This is a genomic window from Polaribacter sp. Hel1_85 (genome assembly GCF_000766795.1).
GTDB lineage: Bacteria > Bacteroidota > Bacteroidia > Flavobacteriales > Flavobacteriaceae > Polaribacter.
Genome location: NZ_JPDS01000001.1, coordinates 716,617 through 737,849, shown reverse-complemented (window position 1 = coordinate 737,849; position 21,233 = coordinate 716,617). Strand labels below are relative to the sequence as shown.

General features: G+C 29.2%; 17 protein-coding genes. 6 read left to right on the top strand and 11 right to left on the bottom strand.

Features of this window, described 5'->3' with window-relative positions; translation table 11 throughout:
• The first annotated feature begins 1 nt into the window (after nt 1).
• Nucleotides 2–2,659, top strand: a complete 2,658-nt coding sequence (locus PHEL85_RS03195; protein WP_036820936.1) for a valine--tRNA ligase — start codon at nt 2–4, stop codon at nt 2,657–2,659.
• A 257-nt stretch (nt 2,660–2,916) separates the two neighbouring features.
• Here PHEL85_RS03195 and yidC read toward each other — a convergent pair whose 3' ends face one another.
• Both yidC and PHEL85_RS03185 read right to left on the bottom strand, forming a co-directional pair.
• Entirely contained in the window at nt 2,917–4,800 is a 1,884-nt protein-coding gene (yidC, locus tag PHEL85_RS03190; RefSeq protein ID WP_036820933.1) for a membrane protein insertase YidC, read from the bottom strand.
• A 143-nt stretch (nt 4,801–4,943) separates the two neighbouring features.
• Nucleotides 4,944–6,557 carry a CTP synthase gene (locus tag PHEL85_RS03185; protein ID WP_036820929.1) on the bottom strand — a complete coding sequence of 538 codons (1,614 nt, stop codon included), beginning with the start codon at nt 6,555–6,557 and terminating at the stop codon, nt 4,944–4,946.
• A 227-nt stretch (nt 6,558–6,784) separates the two neighbouring features.
• Here PHEL85_RS03185 and rpmH point away from each other — a divergent pair, with 227 nt between their 5' ends.
• Together rpmH and carB are read left to right on the top strand one after the other, a co-directional pair.
• Nucleotides 6,785–6,946 (top strand): 50S ribosomal protein L34, encoded by a 162-nt coding sequence (gene rpmH / locus PHEL85_RS03180; RefSeq protein ID WP_036820926.1) that lies wholly within the window; start codon nt 6,785–6,787, stop codon nt 6,944–6,946.
• 129 nt (nt 6,947–7,075) lie between these two features.
• Complete coding sequence (gene carB / locus PHEL85_RS03175) at nt 7,076–9,931, top strand: carbamoyl-phosphate synthase large subunit (protein WP_036820924.1); 2,856 nt, start codon at nt 7,076–7,078, stop codon at nt 9,929–9,931.
• Nucleotides 9,932–10,055: 124 nt separating this feature from the next.
• Here carB and PHEL85_RS03170 read toward each other — a convergent pair whose 3' ends face one another.
• The 3 genes from PHEL85_RS03170 to PHEL85_RS03160 form a co-directional block, all read right to left on the bottom strand.
• Nucleotides 10,056–10,343, bottom strand: coding sequence for a type II toxin-antitoxin system RelE/ParE family toxin (locus PHEL85_RS03170; protein ID WP_036820922.1), 288 nt, complete (start codon nt 10,341–10,343; stop codon nt 10,056–10,058).
• Complete coding sequence (locus PHEL85_RS03165) at nt 10,343–10,576, bottom strand: type II toxin-antitoxin system ParD family antitoxin (RefSeq protein ID WP_036820919.1); 234 nt, start codon at nt 10,574–10,576, stop codon at nt 10,343–10,345. The genes PHEL85_RS03170 and PHEL85_RS03165 overlap by 1 nt, the downstream gene beginning before the upstream one ends.
• A 339-nt stretch (nt 10,577–10,915) precedes the next feature.
• The gene (locus PHEL85_RS03160) at nt 10,916–12,460 is read right to left on the bottom strand and encodes a phage tail sheath family protein (RefSeq protein WP_036820915.1); all 1,545 of its coding nucleotides are present in this window, start codon (nt 12,458–12,460) and stop codon (nt 10,916–10,918) included.
• A gap of 344 nt (nt 12,461–12,804) precedes the next feature.
• On the opposite strand from PHEL85_RS03160, the gene PHEL85_RS03155 reads away from it, so the two are divergent.
• Together PHEL85_RS03155 and PHEL85_RS03150 are read left to right on the top strand one after the other, a co-directional pair.
• Nucleotides 12,805–13,209 carry a DUF134 domain-containing protein gene (locus PHEL85_RS03155; protein ID WP_036820911.1) on the top strand — a complete coding sequence of 135 codons (405 nt, stop codon included), beginning with the start codon at nt 12,805–12,807 and terminating at the stop codon, nt 13,207–13,209.
• Nucleotides 13,210–13,299: 90 nt separating this feature from the next.
• Nucleotides 13,300–15,372 carry a hypothetical protein gene (locus PHEL85_RS03150; RefSeq protein WP_036820908.1) on the top strand — a complete coding sequence of 691 codons (2,073 nt, stop codon included), beginning with the start codon at nt 13,300–13,302 and terminating at the stop codon, nt 15,370–15,372.
• A 73-nt stretch (nt 15,373–15,445) separates the two neighbouring features.
• Here PHEL85_RS03150 and PHEL85_RS03145 read toward each other — a convergent pair whose 3' ends face one another.
• From PHEL85_RS03145 to smpB, 5 genes are all read right to left on the bottom strand, one after another.
• Nucleotides 15,446–16,057, bottom strand: coding sequence for a porin family protein (locus tag PHEL85_RS03145; RefSeq protein WP_235318222.1), 612 nt, complete (start codon nt 16,055–16,057; stop codon nt 15,446–15,448).
• A 48-nt stretch (nt 16,058–16,105) separates the two neighbouring features.
• Nucleotides 16,106–17,065: a transketolase family protein gene (locus PHEL85_RS03140; protein ID WP_036820903.1), complete on the bottom strand. Its 960-nt coding sequence runs from the start codon at nt 17,063–17,065 to the stop codon at nt 16,106–16,108.
• A 507-nt stretch (nt 17,066–17,572) separates the two neighbouring features.
• Complete coding sequence (locus PHEL85_RS03135) at nt 17,573–18,151, bottom strand: Maf family nucleotide pyrophosphatase (RefSeq protein ID WP_036820901.1); 579 nt, start codon at nt 18,149–18,151, stop codon at nt 17,573–17,575.
• A gap of 75 nt (nt 18,152–18,226) precedes the next feature.
• The gene (locus PHEL85_RS03130; protein WP_036820899.1) at nt 18,227–19,114 is read right to left on the bottom strand and encodes a geranylgeranylglycerol-phosphate geranylgeranyltransferase; all 888 of its coding nucleotides are present in this window, start codon (nt 19,112–19,114) and stop codon (nt 18,227–18,229) included.
• Between the two features lie 38 nt (nt 19,115–19,152).
• Nucleotides 19,153–19,620: an SsrA-binding protein SmpB gene (gene smpB, locus PHEL85_RS03125; protein WP_036820896.1), complete on the bottom strand. Its 468-nt coding sequence runs from the start codon at nt 19,618–19,620 to the stop codon at nt 19,153–19,155.
• A 103-nt stretch (nt 19,621–19,723) separates the two neighbouring features.
• Between smpB and PHEL85_RS03120 the strand changes: the two genes are divergently transcribed.
• Entirely contained in the window at nt 19,724–20,455 is a 732-nt protein-coding gene (locus tag PHEL85_RS03120) for a DUF6503 family protein (protein WP_036823058.1), read from the top strand.
• Between the two features lie 195 nt (nt 20,456–20,650).
• Here the strand turns inward: PHEL85_RS03120 and PHEL85_RS03115 are convergent, their stop codons facing one another.
• Nucleotides 20,651–21,148, bottom strand: coding sequence for a SixA phosphatase family protein (locus tag PHEL85_RS03115; RefSeq protein ID WP_036820893.1), 498 nt, complete (start codon nt 21,146–21,148; stop codon nt 20,651–20,653).
• Nucleotides 21,149–21,233: the final 85 nt, after the last annotated feature.

Here is a 21,233-nt window from a genome sequence, read left to right as displayed (position 1 = left end):
TATGACAATTCCATCTAAATACGATGCAAAACAAGTAGAAGATAAATGGTACGATTACTGGATGAAAAATAATTATTTTCATTCAACACCAGATGAAAGAGAGCCATATACAATTGTAATTCCACCACCAAACGTAACAGGAGTCTTACATATGGGGCATATGTTAAACAACACAATTCAAGATGTGTTAATTAGACGTGCACGTTTATTAGGTAAAAATGCATGTTGGGTTCCTGGTACAGATCATGCATCTATTGCTACAGAAGCTAAAGTTGTTGCCAAATTAAAAGAACAAGGAATTAGTAAAAGTGATTTAACTCGCGAAGAGTTTTTACAACATGCTTTTGATTGGAAAGATGAATATGGAGGGATAATTCTTGAACAATTAAAGAAGTTAGGTGCTTCTTGTGATTGGGAAAGAACTGCATTTACCATGGATCCAGAAATGTCTGAATCTGTAATTAAAGTTTTTGTTGATTTATACAATAAAGGTTTAATTTATAGAGGTTACAGAATGGTAAACTGGGATCCTGAAGCGAAAACTACACTTTCTGATGAAGAAGTAATTCATGAAGAAAGACAAGGGAATTTATATTATTTAGAATATAAAATTGAAGGTTCTACTGATACTTTAACAATTGCAACTACGAGACCAGAAACTATTTTTGGAGATACTGCAATTTGTATCAATCCTAATGATGAGCGCTTTACTCATTTAAAAGGAAAGAAAGCAATTGTACCTTTATGTAATAGAGTTATTCCTATTATTGAAGATGAATATGTAGATTTAGAATTTGGTACAGGTTGTTTAAAAGTTACGCCTGCACATGATGAAAATGATAAAAATTTAGGTGATAAACACAATTTAGAAGTTATCGATATTTTTAATGAGGATGCTTCTTTAAATTCTTTTGGTTTACATTATCAAGGAAAAGATAGATTTGTAGTTCGTAAAGAAATTGCTAAAGAATTAGAAGAAAAAGGAATTTTAGTAAAAACTGAAGTTCATACAAATAAAGTTGGTACATCAGAAAGAACTAAAGCAGTTATAGAACCAAGATTATCTGATCAATGGTTTTTAAAGATGAAAGATTTAGCAAAACCTGCTATAGATGCTGTTTTAGGAGAAGATGCTGAAATCAACTTATACCCAAAAAAGTTTGAAAACACCTATCGTCATTGGATGGAAAATGTGCGTGATTGGAACATTTCTCGTCAACTTTGGTGGGGACAACAAATTCCTGCTTTTTTCTACGGAGATGGAAAAGAAGACTTTGTGGTTGCTGAAACTCGTGAAAAAGCATTTCAATTAGCAAAAGAGAAATTAGCTGTCATTTCGACTGAAATGGAGAAATCTTTTAAGATTGAAGATTTACGTCAAGATGAAGATGCATTAGATACTTGGTTTTCTTCTTGGTTGTGGCCAATGTCTGTTTTTGATGGAATTAGAAATCCAGAAAACGAAGAAATTAAATACTATTATCCAACAAACGATTTAGTTACAGGTCCAGATATTTTATTTTTCTGGGTGGCAAGAATGATTGTTGCAGGTTATGAATTTAAAGATCAAAAACCTTTTAATAATGTTTATTTAACAGGTTTGGTTAGAGATAAACAAAGACGTAAAATGTCTAAATCTTTAGGGAATTCTCCTGATGCTTTAAAATTGATAGAAGAATTTGGTGCAGATGGAGTAAGAGTTGGTTTATTATTAAGTGCTCCAGCTGGAAACGATATTTTATTTGATGAAGATTTATGCCAGCAAGGAAAAGGATTTGCAAATAAAATTTGGAATGCTTTTCGTTTGATAAAAGGTTGGGAAGTTGATATAACTTTACCACAACCAGAAACTTCTAAAATTGGTTTAGAATGGTATGAGGCTAAGTTTCAAAAAACGTTAGCAGAAATAGAAGATCATTTTTCTAAATACAGATTATCTGATGCTTTGATGGCAATTTATAAACTAATTAATGATGATTTTTCTTCATGGTTATTAGAAATTGTAAAACCTGCATATCAACAACCTATAGATAAAAAGACTTTTGATGCAATTATTGAAGTTTTAGAAAATAACTTAAAGGTTTTACATCCTTTTATGCCTTTCTTAACCGAAGAAATTTGGCAATACATTGCAGATAGAACTACAGAAGAAGCTTTAGTTATTGCAAAATACCCAGAAATTAAAGAATTCGATGCTCAGATTATTACTGATTTTGAATTTGCAACTGGAGTTGTTTCAGGAATTAGAACGATTAGAAAAGATAAAAATATTTCGTTTAAAGACGCTGTAGAATTATTTGTTGTTGATTCTGAAAAAAGCACAAAAGAATTTGATGCTGTAATTCAGAAATTAACAAATGCTTCTGTAATTAATTATGTTTCAGAAAAAGTAGAAGGAGCTTCATTTAGAGTAAAGTCAAATGAGTATTTTGTGCCAATTTCGATTGAAAATATTGATGTGGAGGCAGAAATTAAGAAGTTAGAAACAGAATTAAAAAGAGCAGAAGGTTTCTTGTTTGGTATTAATAAAAAACTGTCAAATGAACGTTTTGTGTCTAATGCACCAGATCAAGTAATTGCTTTAGAACGTAAAAAAGAAGCCGATACTATTGCAAAAATTGAAACTATTAAAAGTAGTTTAGCAAGTCTACAAAAATAGATTTACTTATATTAAAACTCTTCAAATTTTAAAATTTGAAGGGTTTTTTAGTTTTTAAGAAATAAATCTTAAGTTTGATTTCTACTTTAGTTCTATTCAAATCGATTTTTGTGTATTTATAATAAATGATAATCTGATTTATTTAACTCATTTTTTTTTGAGTCAAAAAATCATCAGTAAAAATAACCTTGTTTTAAAGCATAAAAAACCGAAACAAATAAGTTTCGGTTTTTTTAATTATAGGAAAGCGTTGCTTTCTATTTTTTGCCTTTTTTCTGTTGTGCTTGTTGTTCCTGCGCTTGTTTCATAGCAGTATCAATTTTCTGACGGAATTTACTCTTCGCTTTCTCTGGTTTCTTTTTGTTTTCTTCTATTTGAGCATGAATTTTATCCTCATCAATTACATAGTTCTTAATAACTAACATAATTGCAATGGTTAATAAGTTAGAAACAAAGTAGTACAAACTTAAACTACTTGCATAATTATTAAAGAAGAACAACATCATAATAGGAGAGAAGTAAATCATATACTTCATCATTTTCCCCATGTCTGGCATACCTTCTTGCGTAGGCGCTTGCATGTTTGCTTGTTGACTTTGGTTCATTTTCATGTAAAAGAAAATCGCTACAGAAGCTAATATTGGAAATAAACTTACATGATCTCCATAAAATGGAATTTTAAATGGCAATTTGTAAATCATATCGTAAGAAGATAAATCATTTGCCCATAAAAAGTTTTCTTGTCTTAAAGATAAGTTTGTTGGAAAAAACTTAAATAATGCAAAGAAAACAGGCATTTGTAATAATGCTGGTATACAACCAGACAACATGCTTACTCCAGCTTTTCGCTGAATAGCCATAGTTTCTTGCTGACGTTTCATTGCGTTTTCTTTTCCTGGGTATTTCTCATTTAAAGCAGTTAATTCTGGTCTAATAACCTTCATTTTTGCACTCGATAAATAAGATTTATAAACTAAAGGAGACATGATGATTCTAACAACAATGGTCATCAGGATAATAATTAATCCATAGTTAGATAAAAATCCTTTTAAGAAATTAAATACAGGATAAAATACAGTTCTGTTTAAGAATCCAAAAATACCCCAACCTAAATCTGCAGTTTGATCTAAATCTGTTCCTTTAAAAGTCTTTAGTAAATTATAATCACTTGGTCCATAAAACCATTTCATGTTATAATTTAGCTCACCATTAGATAATTCTAAAGGAGTTTTTAACTCAAATCTTTTTGTATAAACAGTATCAATTTCTTCATTCTTAATTAAATCGGTAGAAGTTACTGTTGCGTTATTAAAAGGAGTATCTGTTAATAAGTTAGATGTGAAAAAATGTTGTTTATAAGCAACCCAATCCACATCATTTACAACATCAGATTTACCGGCATTTAAATAATCTACTTCATCTTCCGTTTTAAAATAGTAGTAAGAATACATAGTATTCTCAGTTTTTAAACTTTTTTCATGTCTGTAACCATCTAAAGACCAATCTAAATTAATTGGGTTAGATGAGTTAATTACATTGCTTAAACCTTGTGAACGAACTGCGAAATTAACCATATATTCATTCGGTTTCATTTCGTATCTATATTCAAGAAATTGAGTGTCAGAAACTTTCAACTTCATAGAAACGATTGTACTTTCTCCATTTTTAGAAATAGTAGGAGCAAAGAACAAATCTTTAGTGTTTAAAATTCTATTATCTGTTGTACCAAAGTTGATGTTAAAAGATGAGTTCTTATCTTTTATCATATATAAAGGTAAAGAATCATACGTTTTATAATTCTTGATTAGAGCTTCTACTATTTGTCCACCTTTATTATTGATAGTTAATTTTACCAATTCATTTTCTAAAACAGAAGTTCCTTCTGTACCATTAATCGCACTTTGTGCAAAAGCGCCTAATTTATTAGCGAAAGCTACTTGTTTTAAAGAATCGTTTTCAAAAACGGGTTTATTGTCTGTAATAGTAGTTGTAGTATTGTTTGCATTGTTTACAACTTGTTCTGTATTCGTTGAAGGATCAATTGTTTCATCTGGTTTGCTAGTGTTTATCCAGTATAATAAAATACCTCCTAATAAAACCATTCCTATAAAAGAATTGATATCGAATTTTTTTTGTTCCATGTGTTATTTTAAAATGTCAATTTGTCATTAAATCAAAAATATCTTCTGATAAAAGCGCGACAAATGTAGTGAAAAAGCAGATTTATATTGTTTATACTACTTTATAATTTATACATTATTATAGTTCAAATAGTATTCCGTAATTATTTTTGAGACTGTTTTAAAGCAGCTTTAATAAAATCTACAAATAATGGATGTGGTTTTAAAACGGTACTTTTATATTCTGGATGATATTGTACACCAACAAACCAAGGATGTTTAGGTATTTCTACAACTTCTACCAATCCGGTTTTAGGATTGAAACCTGTAGCTTTCATTCCTTTCAATTCAATTTGAGCTAAGTAATCATTATTAAACTCAAAACGATGTCTATGACGTTCACTAATGTTTTCAGATTGATATGCATTGTATGCATTAGAATCTTTTTTAAGTTTACAATCCCAAGCTCCTAAACGCATTGTTCCACCTTTTTCTGTAACATCTTTTTGGCTTTCCATTAAGTTGATAACAGGGTTTTTACAATCTTTTTTCATTTCTGTTGAAAAAGCATCTTCTAAACCTAAAACGTTTTTAGCAAATTCTATAACAGCCATTTGCATTCCCAAACAAATTCCGAAAAAAGGAATATTATTTTCTCTTGCATATTGCACTGCTTTTATTTTTCCATCAATCCCTCTATCACCAAAACCAGGAGCCACTAAAATTCCATTTACTCCTTTTAATTTCTTTTCAAAATTCTTTGGAGTTAAACTTTCTGAATGTACCCAACGTACTTTTACTTTTGTTTCGTTTGAAGAACCTGCATGAATAAAAGCTTCTGTAATCGATTTATAAGAATCTTGTAACTCAATGTATTTACCAATTAAAGCAATTTCTACTTCAGATTTTGGGTTTTTATGTTTTTGTAAGAAGTTGTTCCAAACTTTTAATTCTGGTTCTCCTTTAGAAGATAATTTTAATTTATTTAATACAACAGTGTCTAAACCTTGTTCTAACATTAAGTTAGGTACATCGTAAATAGTTTCTGCATCTATAGATTGTATAACATCTTCTTTCTTAACATTACAGAATAAAGCAAGTTTGCGTTTAATGTCATCAGAAATTTCATGTTCTGTTCTACACACTAATATATCTGGGCTCACACCACTCTGTATTAACATTTTTACAGAATGTTGTGTTGGTTTTGTTTTTAATTCACCAGCAGCAGCTAAATAAGGCACTAAAGTTAAATGAATAACAATTGCATTTTCTTCACCTTTTTCCCAAAGCATTTGTCTTACAGACTCTACATAAGGTAAAGATTCAATATCACCAACAGTTCCACCAATCTCTGTAATTACAATATCATAATCACCCGTTTCACCTAATATCTGAATTCTACGTTTAATTTCGTCAGTAATATGAGGAATAACTTGTACCGTTTTTCCTAAAAATTCTCCTTTACGCTCTTTATTAATTACAGATTGATAAATTTTACCTGTAGTTACATTGTTAGCCTGACTTGTTGGAATGTTTAAAAAACGTTCATAATGACCAAGGTCTAAATCAGTTTCTGCTCCATCATCTGTAACATAACACTCTCCATGTTCGTACGGATTTAAGGTTCCTGGATCTATATTAATATAAGGGTCTAGTTTTTGGATCGTTACAGAAAAGCCTCTTTGCTGTAATAATTTGGCTAAAGAAGCTGCAATTATTCCTTTTCCAAGTGATGAAGTTACGCCTCCTGTTACAAAAACGTATTTAGTATTACTCATGGTGTTCTTAGGTTTGCGCAAAAGTACTAACTCTAAAATTTATCACAAATAAAAAAGGCAAAAACATTTGTAAAATTTGTAATTTTGCATCTGTAAAAAATATTTCATTTTTTTTTAAAATAGTATTTGTCATAAATAAAAACAGTTGTATATTTGCCCACGCTTTTAACGATGTAAATTAGTTAAGCAACAAAAAAAATAATAGAAGACATTTAAAAATACAAATAATGCCAAAAAGAACTTACCAACCGTCAAAGAGAAAGAGAAGAAACAAACATGGTTTCATGGAAAGAATGGCTTCTGCTAACGGTAGAAAGGTATTAGCTCGTAGAAGAGCAAAAGGAAGAAAGAAAATTTCTGTTTCTACTGAAACTAGACATAAAAAATAAATGATTAACAATTGTTAATATATTAGGTGTTACTTTTTTAAGTAACACCTTTTTTTATATCCAAGCACTAACTATTTTTGTGCAACAACAACATTACAACAACAACAACAATATTACAACAACAACACAATGCCAAAAAGAAAAGACCTCAAATCAGTTTTAATTATCGGATCTGGACCTATTGTTATTGGACAAGCTTGTGAATTTGATTATTCTGGTTCACAATCATTACGTTCTTTAAGGGAAGATGGAATCGAAACTATTTTAATTAACTCGAATCCTGCAACTATTATGACAGACCCTTCTATGGCTGATCATATTTACTTGCTGCCTTTAACAACAAAATCAATTATTCAAATTTTAAAAGAGCACCCACAAATTGATGCTGTTTTACCAACAATGGGTGGACAAACTGCTTTAAATTTATGTATTGAAGCAGATGATAAAGGAATTTGGGAAGATTTTAATGTAAAATTAATTGGTGTAGACATCAATGCTATTAATATTACTGAAGATAGAGAACAATTTAGAGAATTAATGATAAAGATTGATGTGCCAATGGCGCCTCAAGCTACAGCAACATCTTTCTTAAAAGGGAAAGAAATTGCGCAAGAATTTGGTTTTCCATTAGTAATTCGTTCTTCATATACATTAGGTGGAGCAGGAGCTTCAATTGTTTATGATCCAAAAGATTTTGACGAATTATTAAGTCGAGGTTTAGAAGCATCACCAATTCATGAGGTGATGATTGATAAAGCAATGATGGGATGGAAAGAATACGAATTAGAATTATTGAGAGATAAGAACGACAATGTTGTAATTATCTGTTCTATCGAAAATATGGATCCTATGGGAATTCATACTGGAGATTCTATTACAGTTGCCCCAGCAATGACACTTTCTGACACTACTTTTCAGAAAATGCGTGACATGGCAATTCACATGATGCGTTCTATTGGAGATTTTGAAGGAGGTTGTAACGTACAGTTTGCAGTTTCGCCAGACGAAAATGAAGATATTATTGCTATCGAAATTAATCCACGTGTTTCTCGTTCATCAGCTTTAGCTTCTAAAGCAACAGGATATCCTATTGCAAAAGTAGCTACAAAATTAGCTATTGGGTATTCTTTAGACGAATTAGAAAACGGAATTACAAAATCAACTTCAGCTTTATTTGAGCCAACGTTAGATTATGTAATCGTAAAAATACCACGTTGGAATTTTGATAAATTTGAAGGTTCAGACAGAACTTTAGGTTTACAAATGAAATCTGTTGGAGAAGTAATGGGAATTGGACGTTCTTTTCAAGAAGCATTACATAAAGCAACACAATCTTTAGAGATAAAAAGAAATGGTTTAGGTGCAGATGGAAAAGGCTACACAAATTACAACCAAATTATAGATAAATTAACCAATGCAAGTTGGGACCGTGTTTTTGCTATTTACGATGCTATTGCTATCGGAATTCCATTAAGCCAGATTCATGATATCACAAAAATTGACATGTGGTATTTAAAGCAATATGAAGAGTTGTTTCAATTGCAGAAAGAAATTTCTACATATACTATAGATACTATTCAAAGAGATTTGTTGTTAGAGGCAAAGCAAAAAGGATATGGAGATAGACAAATAGCACACATGCTAGATTGTTTAGAAAGTCAAGTATATACAAAAAGAGAAGAATTAAAAGTACAACGTGTTTTTAAATTAGTTGATACTTGTGCTGCAGAATTTAAGGCAAAAACTCCTTATTATTATTCAACATTCGAAAACGAAATTGAAACTTCAGATGGACAAATTACCATTGCAAACGAAAGTATTGTAACTGATAAAAAGAAAATTATTGTTTTAGGTTCTGGACCAAACAGAATTGGTCAAGGAATTGAGTTTGATTACTGTTGTGTACATGGAGTTTTAGCAGCGGCAGAATGTGGTTACGAAACAATTATGATAAACTGTAACCCAGAAACGGTTTCCACAGATTTTGATACCGCAGATAAATTATATTTCGAGCCTGTTTTTTGGGAACATATTTATGACATTATTCGTCATGAAAAACCAGAAGGAGTTATTGTACAATTAGGAGGACAAACAGCTTTAAAGTTAGCAGAGAAGTTAACAAAATACGGAATTAAAATAATCGGTACTTCTTTTGAAGCGTTAGATATAGCAGAAGATAGAGGAAGATTTTCAGCGATGTTAAAAGAGAATAAAATTCCTTTTCCAGAATATGGTATTGCAGAAACAGCTGATGAAGCGTTAGATTTAGCAGATCAATTAGATTTCCCAATTTTGGTAAGACCTTCTTACGTTTTAGGCGGACAAGGAATGAAAATTGTCATCAATAAAGAAGAATTGGTAAAACATGTAGTTGATTTATTAGGTAGAATGCCTGGTAATAAATTATTGTTAGATCATTACTTAGATGGTGCAATTGAAGCAGAAGCTGATGCAATTTGTGATGCTGATGGTAACGTGTACATTATAGGTATTATGGAACATATTGAGCCTTGTGGAATCCACTCTGGAGATTCTAACGCAACTTTACCAGCCTTTAATTTAGGTGAATTTGTAATGCAACAGATTAAAGATCACACAAGTACAATTGCAACAGAATTAAAAACTGTTGGATTGATAAATATTCAGTTTGCAATTAAAGATGATATTGTTTATATTATTGAAGCAAACCCAAGAGCTTCTAGAACTGTACCTTTTATTGCAAAAGCATACAAAGAGCCATATGTAAATTATGCAACTAAAGTAATGTTAGGTCATAATAAAGTAACAGACTTTAATTTTAACCCTCAGTTAGAAGGTTTTGCAATTAAACAACCTGTTTTTTCTTTTAACAAGTTTCCTAATGTTGATAAAAAATTAGGACCAGAAATGAAATCTACTGGAGAAAGTATCTTATTTATAGATAGTTTAAAAGATGATGATTTTTACGATTTATACTCTAGACGTAAAATGTATTTGAATAAATAAAAAGTATCATTTTTGATATATTAAAAAAAGCATTCAATTTTGGATGCTTTTTTTTGTGAAATATACTAATGTCTCGTTTATGGCTTGTTGTGAAGTTTTTTGTAGGTAACTGTAATTTTAGAAATCAGAGAATATTTTTTAAATCTTGTTTTCCAATTATCGCCATAATTTCTACAATATTGTTATTTACTTTAAAGTAGATACTATCAGAACCAGAAACACAGCGTCTATATCCATGTTTTATGTAATCTACCGATTCAAAATAAAATGGGTTTTCAGCGATAATATCAAAGTTCTTAAAAAAAGAATCGAAGTATTTATCAGCTTGAATCATTCCGAAATTTTCAATTCCGTATTTATGAATTCTTATTAAGTTTTCTTTTGCTAAATTACTTAGTTTATAAGTAGCCATTAAATTAACGACTTAGATTCTGCTAATATTTGTTCTTTACTTAAATTCGTAAATCCGCTATTTTCTGCTTTTTCTAATTTAGCACTAATCCAGTCAATTTGTCTTTGCTGTTTTCTTGCTTGTCTAATTAAATCATTTACAAGCTCACTTTTAGTAGTATATTCTTTTCTGTCAACTTGATCTTTCAACCATTCATCATTTGGTTGCGTAAATGAAATACTCTGTCTTGCCATAATGTATTATTTTGGTGCTAATCTACACCAAAAAAGTAAATTTTACAAATTTTGATCTCAATTTGAGCTTTACAGTTTTATAATGCTACCGTAATTTATAAGATTTATTCGATTGAAGAAAGTATCTTATTTATAGATAGTTTAAAAGACGATGATTTTTACGATTTATATTCTAGACGTAAAATGTATTTGAATAAATAAAATACATATTTTTGATATCAAAAAAGCCTCCTTTATACTGTATTTATTTCAGTAACTGGAGTTTTTTTTGTGATTAGCTAACGTTTTGAATAAACCATTGTTTCAATATGGTTTATTTGGTGTTAGCCAAAGTATTTTTTAAGATTTTGCCATTTGTTGCTCAAATGTTAATACAATAAATTCTGCTGGGTGAACAACTGCGACTTTCACGGTTACTTTCATAAATCCTTCTAAAATATCTTCTGGAGTCATAGTTGAACCTAACCCACATTGAATAGAGAAAGCATCTGCTGCACTTGCCCCTTGTAATCCACCTTCCTTCCAAATACCTGTCAAAAAACTAGATATCATAGCAATAACTCCTTTCCAAGTATTAGCGTCGTTAGGTTCAAAAACGTAAGCATGAGTCGCTAGTTTACACGATTGCTCTAAGAATGTCACGGTACGTCTTACAGGAAGATATCTCCAGTCTAAACTATTACCATCTAAGGTCCTAGCTCCCCAAATTAATATTCCTAATCCGTTAAAAAAACGAATGGCATTAATTGATTTACCGGAAACAGCATCTACGTTTAGGTTTTCTTGTTGACTATCCGATAACCTAATTGGTAAACTTGCTGCACCTAAAATAGAAGTATTCGCAGGTGCTTGCCAAGGACCTACTTCATTATCTTTTACAGTGATTACTCCTGCTATTCCTGCACTTGGTGGTAACATATTGGCATCGGAAAGAATATGCTTAATCATTAAGGCATAAACTTTACTTGAATTGATTAGAGCGGCTTGATTTTGACTAACTGTTAACGCATCTAAATTCTCTAATATTTTAGAAACATTAGGATTTGGTGCATCTGCAGGGCTTAACAGGGCTTCTAACTGCTTAGTATCTCCACCAAATAAGTTAGTGTAATCAATATCTGTATTCTGCATAATGGTAGTACCAATAAATGGATAGTAAGCTGTTCCAAAATTCAGTCCATTAGTACCTGTGTTATTTCTGAAAGTTTCAATATCGTTTGTATACATAATTGGATCGGGATTACGTCCTCCAATAATGTCGAAAATACTTATTGCTGTTCCCATTTCAGCATTTTGTAATAACATTTCTCCCATTAAAGTGCCGTTTGCCGCTACTGGAAGTAAAGTAGCTTCAGGGCAGATGTACATGGTTGGTTCCTCTTCATTTTTTAATAAAGCCAATCCTTTTTTTAAATCACCTAATTGCACATTTGGATTAATGATTTGGCTTCCAGGCTTCATTGGTTTTCCCGACGGTGCTCCGTACGAGCCTACAGAAACGATATATGCATCTCCACCACCGTTTTCATAGAACAGTTTAATACTATTATATAAATAATAAATGGTGTTGGGGTCTGGAACTATTGAATAATAGTCTGCTCTAACTTGCATATAATCTCCTTGTTCTGGTAAGCTTTTTTGTTTTATCAAATAATATTCTGGGTTGTATTGTTTATCCTTATCTGGATAACAATAAATTGCTTGAAATTGGTCTAAAGAGGTAATCTTCTGAGGAACATTTACATAAGACTTTCCTTCATAAGATGCTTGAGGCGTATAGCCTATAAAAGCAGGAACAGCTGTCGCAACTGGCACTATAGCATTACCAAAAGCACTTACCTCATTGATGTAAATACCAGGTGTTTTAATCTTTTCTGAATTCATCCATATTTAGTTTATCTATTTATATTTTGGCTAACTTAAGACGATTATGATGTCGTTTTAATACTGAATCAAGTTCAGTACAAGTGACTTATAATCGGCGTTAGCTAAGTTAGGATTTTTGTAAGAAAAAGTCAACAGTAAAAACACCTGTTTTTTATAAATAATAATTGTCTTAATTTTTTCTTAAAAGTAGTTCTTTTTTTAAATTATGAACGCAAGTTCATTATCTTTGTACAAGATTTTAGTTATAAAAAATAGAATTATTATTACCGCTTAATTATTCTTAACGTTAATAATAATTCTATTTTTTATAGATATTATAGAACTATTCATAAAATAGACAAATGCCACGCCCTAAAAAGAAAAGAAAAATAAATAATCCACCAAAAATGCTTGGTTTTGAGCCTTTTGGTATTAAGATAGATAAAAAAGAGCATATTAATTTGCAGTATGAAGAGTATGAGTCTATTAAGTTGGTTATTTATGATAGTCTGTCTCAAATTGAAGCAGCTGAAAAGATGGAAGTTTCAAGACCAACATTGACCAGAATTTACAACAGTGCCTTAAAAAAAATTGGACAATCTTTTGTAGAAGGAAAAGCAATATTGATTAAAGGAGGAGACTTCGAATTTGATAAAGATTGGTACAAATGCAACACATGTTTCAAGTTAATTGATGGTAAACAAGATCCTAAAGTTTGTGGAGAATGTCCTGCTTATAACATGGATGAATTAGAAATATTAAAATAAAAAAATAAGAAACCTATATTGGTTAGAAATCAGTTAAAAAATTCTCATTTGAGACCCTCGTTCTGATGAACGTTTTAATTTAAAGTACTTATGACAAATAACATATCCCTAGAAAACCAATACAAAAGAACACCTTTATTTGAAAAAGAAAATGTGAATTACTTGGTTCATGTTTTAAAAAGATTTAACACAGTACCTAAAATAAATAATATCAATATAATTACATCTAATAGTCAGCCAGATGTATTTAAAATTGTACCAAATAAATCGATTATAATTGGTTCTTTATATTTAAAAAATCCTGTTTTAGCTTTAGTTTATTTAAGATATGGTATAGAGTGGCAACTTTGGTATAAAGCTTTAAATAATAAAGAAAATACTGTTTTATGCGATTTAGCTGCATTAAAAGTTACTCGAATTTTTTATAAATTATTACCGAAAGAAGATAAAGAAAAATTACAAAATGTTCATTATTATTTAATTGATAAAATTAAAAAAGAAGAAGAAGTAAATACTGCAGATTTAGATAAATATAAAGAATTAGAAAATTTTCATGGTTTAAAAAAAGAGAACAAAAATTTTAAAGAATCTTGGAAACCTATTTTAGAAAATCTTGCAAAGCCTACTGAATATCTATTAATGGATGGAGGTGATCTTAGATTAAATATTGATGAAATTGATTTGTTAAATAAATATGGTTGTAGACCTTTTCCTAGGCCAGAGGCGTTTACATTTGCTTCTTCTACAGCAACAAGTGTTTCTAATTTTGCTTTTGATAAAGCAGATAAAGTAAGAAGTATATTAATTAAGAATAGCTTAAAAAATGGATTTATTGATACTACAATAGATTTTGCTGAATCATTAAAGAATAATCTTAAAACATTATTTAAGTTAAAAAATGAATGTGAAATCATTTTTTCACCTTCAGGTACAGATTCTTCTCTTCAAATTGCAGCAATTACTCAAATTGTTACAAAAAAAGAAATTACTCATGTTTTAGTAGCTTCAGATGAAACGGGTAGTGGAGTACCTGCAGCTTTAAAAGGATGTCATTTTGAAAACACAACAGCTCTTAATTTTCCAATTAGTAAAGGCGAAAGAATTAAAGGTTTTAGAGATGTAGAATTGATTAAAATTCCTTTTAGAGATGAAAAAGGTCAATTAAAATCAACTTCACAATTAGATGAAGAAGTTTTTAGGGCTATTTCAGAAACTAACAAATTAGGAAGACAAGTTGTATTACATGTAATGGATCACTCCAAATTAGGATATCAATCTCCTAGTGAAGAAATGATGCAGAAATTAGAAGTACTCGAAAATTTATCAATGCAAGTAATTATAGATGCAGCTCAACTAAGGTTAGATCCAGCTGATATTAGAAAATATCTTGAAAAAGGATACATTATGAGTATTACTGGAAGTAAGTATTTTACAGGGCCTCCATATTCTGGTGCTTTGATTTTTCCTGAAAGTGTAAGTAAATTAATAGATTCTTCTAAGAATAAGTTGCCAGAAGGATTAACAGAATATTTTAATCATTCAGATTGGCCAACTTCTTGGTTTTGCTCAAAAGAACTATCAGAAGGTTTTAATTATGGTTCTTATATGCGTTGGAAAGCTGCCATTGTTGAGATGGATAGGTATTTTAAAACCCCAGTTCTTTATAGAAATATGGGAATAGAAATGTTTTGCAATTTTGTGGAAGACTCTATAAAAGATGCTACTTTTTTAGAACCAATTTATGGGAATGAAATAAATGCTAGTACTTATAATAACGAAGAATTTAGAATTAAAAATATTCGTACAATTTTTCCTTTTTTCATTCTTAAAAATAGTGAAGCATTACCTGTAGATAAAGTAAAAAAACTATATGTATTGTTGAATTCTGATTTATCAGAGCAATTTAAAGGTTCTTCTTTAGAAACAATTAGACTTGCAGCTCAAAAATGTCATATAGGTCAAGCAGTTAATGTAAAATATGGAGATGATAATCAAAGTGCAGTTTTAAGAATTAGTTTAGGAGCAAGAGTTATTTCTGAAAGTTGGGTAAATAGAGATATTAGTATGTACTTTAGAAATATAGAATTACAAATGAATCAAATTACTGTAATTATAAAGAAAATAGAGTTAATACTTAATACTCCATCATTGTTGAATTCATAAGATTTTAGAATTTTAAACAAAAAAATCCAGTGAATTCATATTCACTGGATTTTTTAATTATAAGATTGTATTCTTATAATCTATAAGATAAACCAACAATAATTTGATTTACTCTAGTATCAAAATTTACATCTCCTGCAGTTCCAATAAAAGTAGATTCAACTCCAGAAAAAGCTCTTTCCCAACGTACATCAATTCCTAACTTTCCTAATTCAATACCTCCACCAAATTGTAAACCAGCAGTAAATCCACTAGTTTCTACATCTTTAATATCATCAAATCCAAAATCAGAATCTAAAATATATTGAAAGGAAGGACCTACATATATATTACCAATTCCAAAAATCTTTTTTCCTAATAAAACAGGTATATCAATTTTTTGAAAATTATATGTTGTAGTTTTTGCAGCAGCAACACTATTATCATAGGTAACTTCATTTTCTAAATTAGTATAAACTAATTCTGGTCTTAGATATAAACCTATAACCGGAATTTTAAAACGCAACCAAATACCAGCATGATAACCAGTCTTACTTTTAGCTCCATCAAAAACATCAGTTTTTACTTCTTTAATAGAATTTGAGTTGTAGTTTAAACCACCTTTTAACCCAAAAGCTACCTGAGCGTTTGAAATTTGACTAAATCCGAAAGCTAAACACAAAATTAAAATTACTTTTTTCATCATTTTTTATTTATAGTTAATATAAAGACGCTTTTAAAACTTAAAACGTTATTATTTTCTCGAAATTACTTTTTTAACAGCAGCAACAACTGAATCTGCATCCAAACCATATTTTACCATTAATTGTGCTGGAGTTCCAGATTCTCCAAAAGTATCATTTGTTGCTACAAACTCTTGTGGAGTTGGATTGTTTAAAGCTAAAGTTCTTGCAACACTTTCACCTAAACCACCCAATTTATTATGCTCTTCAGCAGTAACAATACAACCTGTTTTTGCTACAGACTTTAAGATAATATCTTCATCTAAAGGCTTAATTGTATGAATATTAATTACCTCTGCAGAAATACCTTGTTCTTCTAATTTTTCTGATGCTTGTAAAGCTTCCCAAACTAAATGCCCTGTTGCAACAATAGTTACATCAGTTCCTTCTGTTAATTGAATTCCTTTACCAATTTCAAATTTTTCTTCTTTGTAATCTGGCATAAAAATAGGAACTACTGGACGACCAAATCTTAAATAAACTGGTCCTTCATGCTCTGCAATTGCAATTGTAGCTGCTTTTGTTTGATTGTAATCACAAGTGTTAATTACTGTCATTCCAGGCAACATTTTCATCAAACCAATATCTTCTAATATTTGGTGTGTAGCTCCATCTTCTCCTAATGTTAAACCAGCATGTGAAGCACAAATTTTTACATTCTTATCTGAATATGCAATAGATTGACGAATTTGATCATACACTCTACCTGTAGAAAAGTTTGCAAATGTACCTGTAAAAGGAATTTTACCGCCAATTGTTAATCCTGCTGCAATTCCCATCATGTTTGCTTCTGCAATACCAATTTGAAAAAATCTTTCAGGGTTTTCTTTAATAAATTGATTCATTTTTAAAGAACCAATTAAATCTGCACATAAAGCAACTACGTTTGGATTTGTTCTTCCTAATTCTGTTAAACCATCACCAAAGCCAGAACGTGTATCTTTTTTTTCTGTGTACGTGTATTTTTTCATTATAAATTGTTGTGTTGTAAAATTTGCGTAAAAATAAACTTTTATTTGAAGTTTAGGTTTAATCTTGAACGAAAAAACTATAGGAATACTAAATAAAATCTATTTCAACTTAAAATAAGGAATGTAAAAGCATAAATAGAGAAGTATTACTTCAAATTTTTCTGAAAAAAGGATTTTTGGAATAAAAAAAGAGCTCATTTTTAAATGAACTCTTTTTTTATAATTTAAAGATTTTTTATTTATCTATAACGTCTTTTTAAATTCCAAACTATAGAATTTGTGCGACTGAAATTTTTTGCTGGTGTTCCAACTTTACTTTCTCCGTTTGTTTTTTGATTGCTTGTAATCATAATTATTTTTTTATTTTGCGAGTGCAAAAGTAGTAGATTTATGAGTTACTGAAAACAACAGATTTAATGACTTTATATGCTATATTACCTATTTTGTTAGTTTTTAAGTAACTATCTGATAATTAACGCATATATATTGTTCATTTAAGTTGTTTATTTATAATTTCATCAATTCTGCATAGAGTTTATGAATAGGCAAACCAACTACATTAAAATAACTGCCTTCTAAGTTGTCAATAGCTATATAGCCAATCCATTCTTGAATTCCATAAGCACCAGCTTTGTCAAAAGGTTTGTAATTTTTAATGTAATAATTGATTTCTTCATCAGATAATTCTTTAAAAGAAACTGTAGTTACATCATTTATAATTTTTTGATTTTTTTTACTCTTTATACTTATAGATGTAATTACTTCGTGTTTTTTACCAGATAATGCTCTTAACATTTTAAAAGCATCTTTTGCATCTTTTGGTTTTCCTAAAGCAACATTATCTAACCAAACAATAGTATCAGAAGTGATTAACAAATCTTTTTCTGATAAACTTTTAAATGCTTTCGATTTTAAATCTGCTAAAAAATCGGTGATTTCAATACCTTTTAATTCTAGAGGATAAATCTCTTCTACTTCTTTCAATTGAATTGTAAAATCGATATCTAAATCTTTAAAGAATTGTTGTCTTCTTGGAGATTTTGAAGCTAATATTACATTATAACCTTTTAATTTTTCTCTTAACATTTTTATTGTGTAATTGTTGAACCGTGTATTTGTGTCATTATATTCAAAGTTATTTTCTAAAATTTCAGTAATCTATTAGTCTAAGCATCTAAATAGTAACATAGATAAAATTCCAAATAACATAATCACTTTCATTAAATTACTCAATTCAGAAAAAGCTTTTTTACTTTTAGAAAACCATAATTTACACATAAAATAGAGTAGTGGTAATAGAATAAAAACAATACCATATATTAATAATAATCTATCTTTTTTAATGTATTGTAATATTATTAAAAGAAATAATAATAACACTGCACTAAAGAAAAAAGCGACTTTAGAAGCTCTTTTTCTACCTATAATAATTGGTAATGTTTTTGCTTTTATTTTTAAATCTCCATTAATGTCTTCTATGTCTTTTATGATTTCTCTAATTAAGGTTGTTAAAAATGAAAATGCAGCATAAAGAATTACAGTAATCCAAACATGTAAAAATAAAACTGAATTTTCTGCTTCTTTATGAGTTAATTTCCAAAATTCAATATATTTAAAGTCATATAAATAAACGAGATAAATAACGAAAGCAATAAAAACAGAAATAATAAAATTACCAAGTAAAGGAAGTTTTTTTAAGTATTTAGAATATAGAAATAAACCAAACGAAGTAAAAATAAAGACGAAACTAAAATAACTAAGATCTTTATAAAATGATAGAAATACACTTAGAAACAATCCAATAAAAGTCAATAGAAAATAACTTCTCCAAGCATTTTTTTTTGAAATAATTACATCAATAAAAACCTTGTTTGGTTTATTTAGTCTATCGGCTTCTACATCATAAATATCATTTATAATATAACCTCCAGCAGTTATTAATAGCACGCTTAAAGTTAAAATAGAAAATTCGAAATGAGTTAAAAAACTGTTGGTTATAAAAGAATAAAGTAAGGCATATTTAGTTAAAATCATCGTTAATAAAACCATGAATAGGTTTTTGTAACGAATGAGTTTTAAAAAAGCCATTATGCGTTAAAATTCTTTTTAATTCTGGCTAAATCACGCTTGTTGTCTCTATCTTTTAGAGTTTCGCGTTTATCATGTGTTTGCTTACCTTTTGCCAAAGCAATTTCTAGTTTAGCCAAACCTCTATCATTTAAAAACAAACGTAAGGGAACAATAGTATTTCCTTTGGCCTCAACATCTTTTCTTAAGCTACGTAATTCGCGTTTATTTAACAATAATCTACGTTCGCTTTTTGGCTTATGATTAAAATGATGTCCAAACATATATTCTTGAATGTACATATTTACAATAAACAATTCTCCACGATCATTAAACTCACAAAAACTCTCTGTAATTCTTGCTTGACTTAAGCGTATAGACTTAATTTCTGTTCCTGTTAATTGAATTCCGGCTACAAATTTGTCTAGAATTTCAAATTCGAAACGTGCTTTTTTATTTTGTATGTTTATCTTTTTCTGAACAGCCATAGACTGATTTATGTTTAAATAATTTTTAACAAAGATACATTTTTACTTTGGTCAAAGAAATGTAATTTTGAATTCTGTTACCAATCAAATGAAACAAAACCAAATGAAATTTTTATCGATACTTTTTTTAGCTTTTTTAATTTCTTGTAAACCCTCAGAACCAAAATTAACTGCTCAAGAAGTTATTGATAAAACAATTCTGTATTCTGGTGCAGATAAGGTGGCAAATTCCGAAATTAAATTCAAGTTTAGAGATAAAGAATATTTTGCCTACAGACAAAATGGTGATTTTAAACTGATTAGAGAATTTGATTCAATTATTGATGGTCTAACAAACGATGGTTTTAAAAGATTTATCAACTTAAAAGAACAAAAATTATCTAAAGAAGAAGCTTCAAAATATGCAAATTCAGTAAATTCTGTACATTATTTTTCTGTGTTACCTTTTGGTTTAAATGATAAAGCTGTTATTAAAAAGCTATTACCTTCATCAACTATAAATGGAAAAAAATATTATAAAGTTAAAATTACTTTTTCAGAAAATGGAGGAGGAGAAGATTTTGAAGACGTCTTTATTTATTGGATTGGTAAAGAAGACTTTTTAGTAGATTACTTGGCTTATTCATACCACACAAATGATGGAGGAAAGCGTTTTAGAGTTTTAAAAGAACAATGTGTAAAAAACGGAATTCGTTTTGCAGATTATCATAATTACAAGCCTTTAAACAAAGATATTTCATTAATTGATATCGATAAATCTTTTGAAAATAATGAGCTTAAAAAAGTATCTGAAATTGTTTTAAAAGATATTGAAGTTACTTTTTTAGACAAATAGAAGTATATTTTTTTTGAAGCAATTTCCAGCTTTCACTACTCGCTTTTTTCTTATGCTTAATTTATTTCAGGATCTCTCTATTTTAAAAACTATTTTTATTATTGCAACAAAAACTGAATCTAGTTCAGCATAAAAAAAAGAGCTCAAACAGACCGTTCAATCTGGGCTAAACTTGTTTGTAAGCTTTGTGTTTTTTTAATTTACTTTCTCTATTTTACTTGTTGTCTTTTCTCCAGAAATAGTAACAATATATAAGCTAGCATTGTCATGATCATCCATATCTGGGTAGTCTTTTTTATTCAAAATTTTATTTACAAATGCTGGTGTTGTATTGCTATGACCAACAACTAAAACAGTTTTTCCTTTTGTATTATTTTTAAAAATTGAATCATACATATTTCTAGGGTCATAACTATTAATTTCTAGTTTTTTACTTTCTGCAGTTGGTTTTGCAGTTTGTTGCGTTCTATTATAATTTGTAGAATACACAGCATCTAAATCAATATTTTTAAAATATGCTGCCCATTTTCTTGCTCTTTCCAAGCCTTTTTCATTCAAATTAGGATTCCTATTAGTTTTATCAGTTCTGTCTTTTTCAGCATGACGAATTAAATAATAGGTTGTTGTTTCATCAGAAGTACAAGCACTTAGTACGCAAAAAGCGAAAACAAAAAGGAATAAATATTTCTTCATAAGATTTTATTTAAAGAACGAATATAACAAAAAAGAAAAAGCGATGTTTTTTCAAACACCGCTTTTTCTAATTTAACAAACTTAA

Excerpts from the sequence above, each read along its gene's own strand:
- PHEL85_RS03140 (WP_036820903.1), bottom strand. The coding sequence starts at position 17,065 with ATGAAAAAATACACGTACACAGAAAAAAAAGATACACGTTCTGGCTTT.
- PHEL85_RS03145 (WP_235318222.1), bottom strand. The coding sequence starts at position 16,057 with ATGATGAAAAAAGTAATTTTAATTTTGTGTTTAGCTTTCGGATTTAGT.
- carB (WP_036820924.1), top strand. The coding sequence starts at position 7,076 with ATGCCAAAAAGAAAAGACCTCAAATCAGTTTTAATTATCGGATCTGGA.
- PHEL85_RS03115 (WP_036820893.1), bottom strand. The coding sequence starts at position 21,148 with ATGAAGAAATATTTATTCCTTTTTGTTTTCGCTTTTTGCGTACTAAGT.
- PHEL85_RS03170 (WP_036820922.1), bottom strand. The coding sequence starts at position 10,343 with ATGGCTACTTATAAACTAAGTAATTTAGCAAAAGAAAACTTAATAAGA.
- PHEL85_RS03185 (WP_036820929.1), bottom strand. The coding sequence starts at position 6,557 with ATGAGTAATACTAAATACGTTTTTGTAACAGGAGGCGTAACTTCATCA.
- PHEL85_RS03160 (WP_036820915.1), bottom strand. The coding sequence starts at position 12,460 with ATGAATTCAGAAAAGATTAAAACACCTGGTATTTACATCAATGAGGTA.
- smpB (WP_036820896.1), bottom strand. The coding sequence starts at position 19,620 with ATGGCTGTTCAGAAAAAGATAAACATACAAAATAAAAAAGCACGTTTC.
- PHEL85_RS03135 (WP_036820901.1), bottom strand. The coding sequence starts at position 18,151 with ATGTTAAGAGAAAAATTAAAAGGTTATAATGTAATATTAGCTTCAAAA.
- PHEL85_RS03130 (WP_036820899.1), bottom strand. The coding sequence starts at position 19,114 with ATGGTTTTATTAACGATGATTTTAACTAAATATGCCTTACTTTATTCT.
- PHEL85_RS03120 (WP_036823058.1), top strand. The coding sequence starts at position 19,724 with ATGAAATTTTTATCGATACTTTTTTTAGCTTTTTTAATTTCTTGTAAA.
- PHEL85_RS03150 (WP_036820908.1), top strand. The coding sequence starts at position 13,300 with ATGACAAATAACATATCCCTAGAAAACCAATACAAAAGAACACCTTTA.
- PHEL85_RS03195 (WP_036820936.1), top strand. The coding sequence starts at position 2 with ATGACAATTCCATCTAAATACGATGCAAAACAAGTAGAAGATAAATGG.
- PHEL85_RS03165 (WP_036820919.1), bottom strand. The coding sequence starts at position 10,576 with ATGGCAAGACAGAGTATTTCATTTACGCAACCAAATGATGAATGGTTG.
- yidC (WP_036820933.1), bottom strand. The coding sequence starts at position 4,800 with ATGGAACAAAAAAAATTCGATATCAATTCTTTTATAGGAATGGTTTTA.
- rpmH (WP_036820926.1), top strand. The coding sequence starts at position 6,785 with ATGCCAAAAAGAACTTACCAACCGTCAAAGAGAAAGAGAAGAAACAAA.
- PHEL85_RS03155 (WP_036820911.1), top strand. The coding sequence starts at position 12,805 with ATGCCACGCCCTAAAAAGAAAAGAAAAATAAATAATCCACCAAAAATG.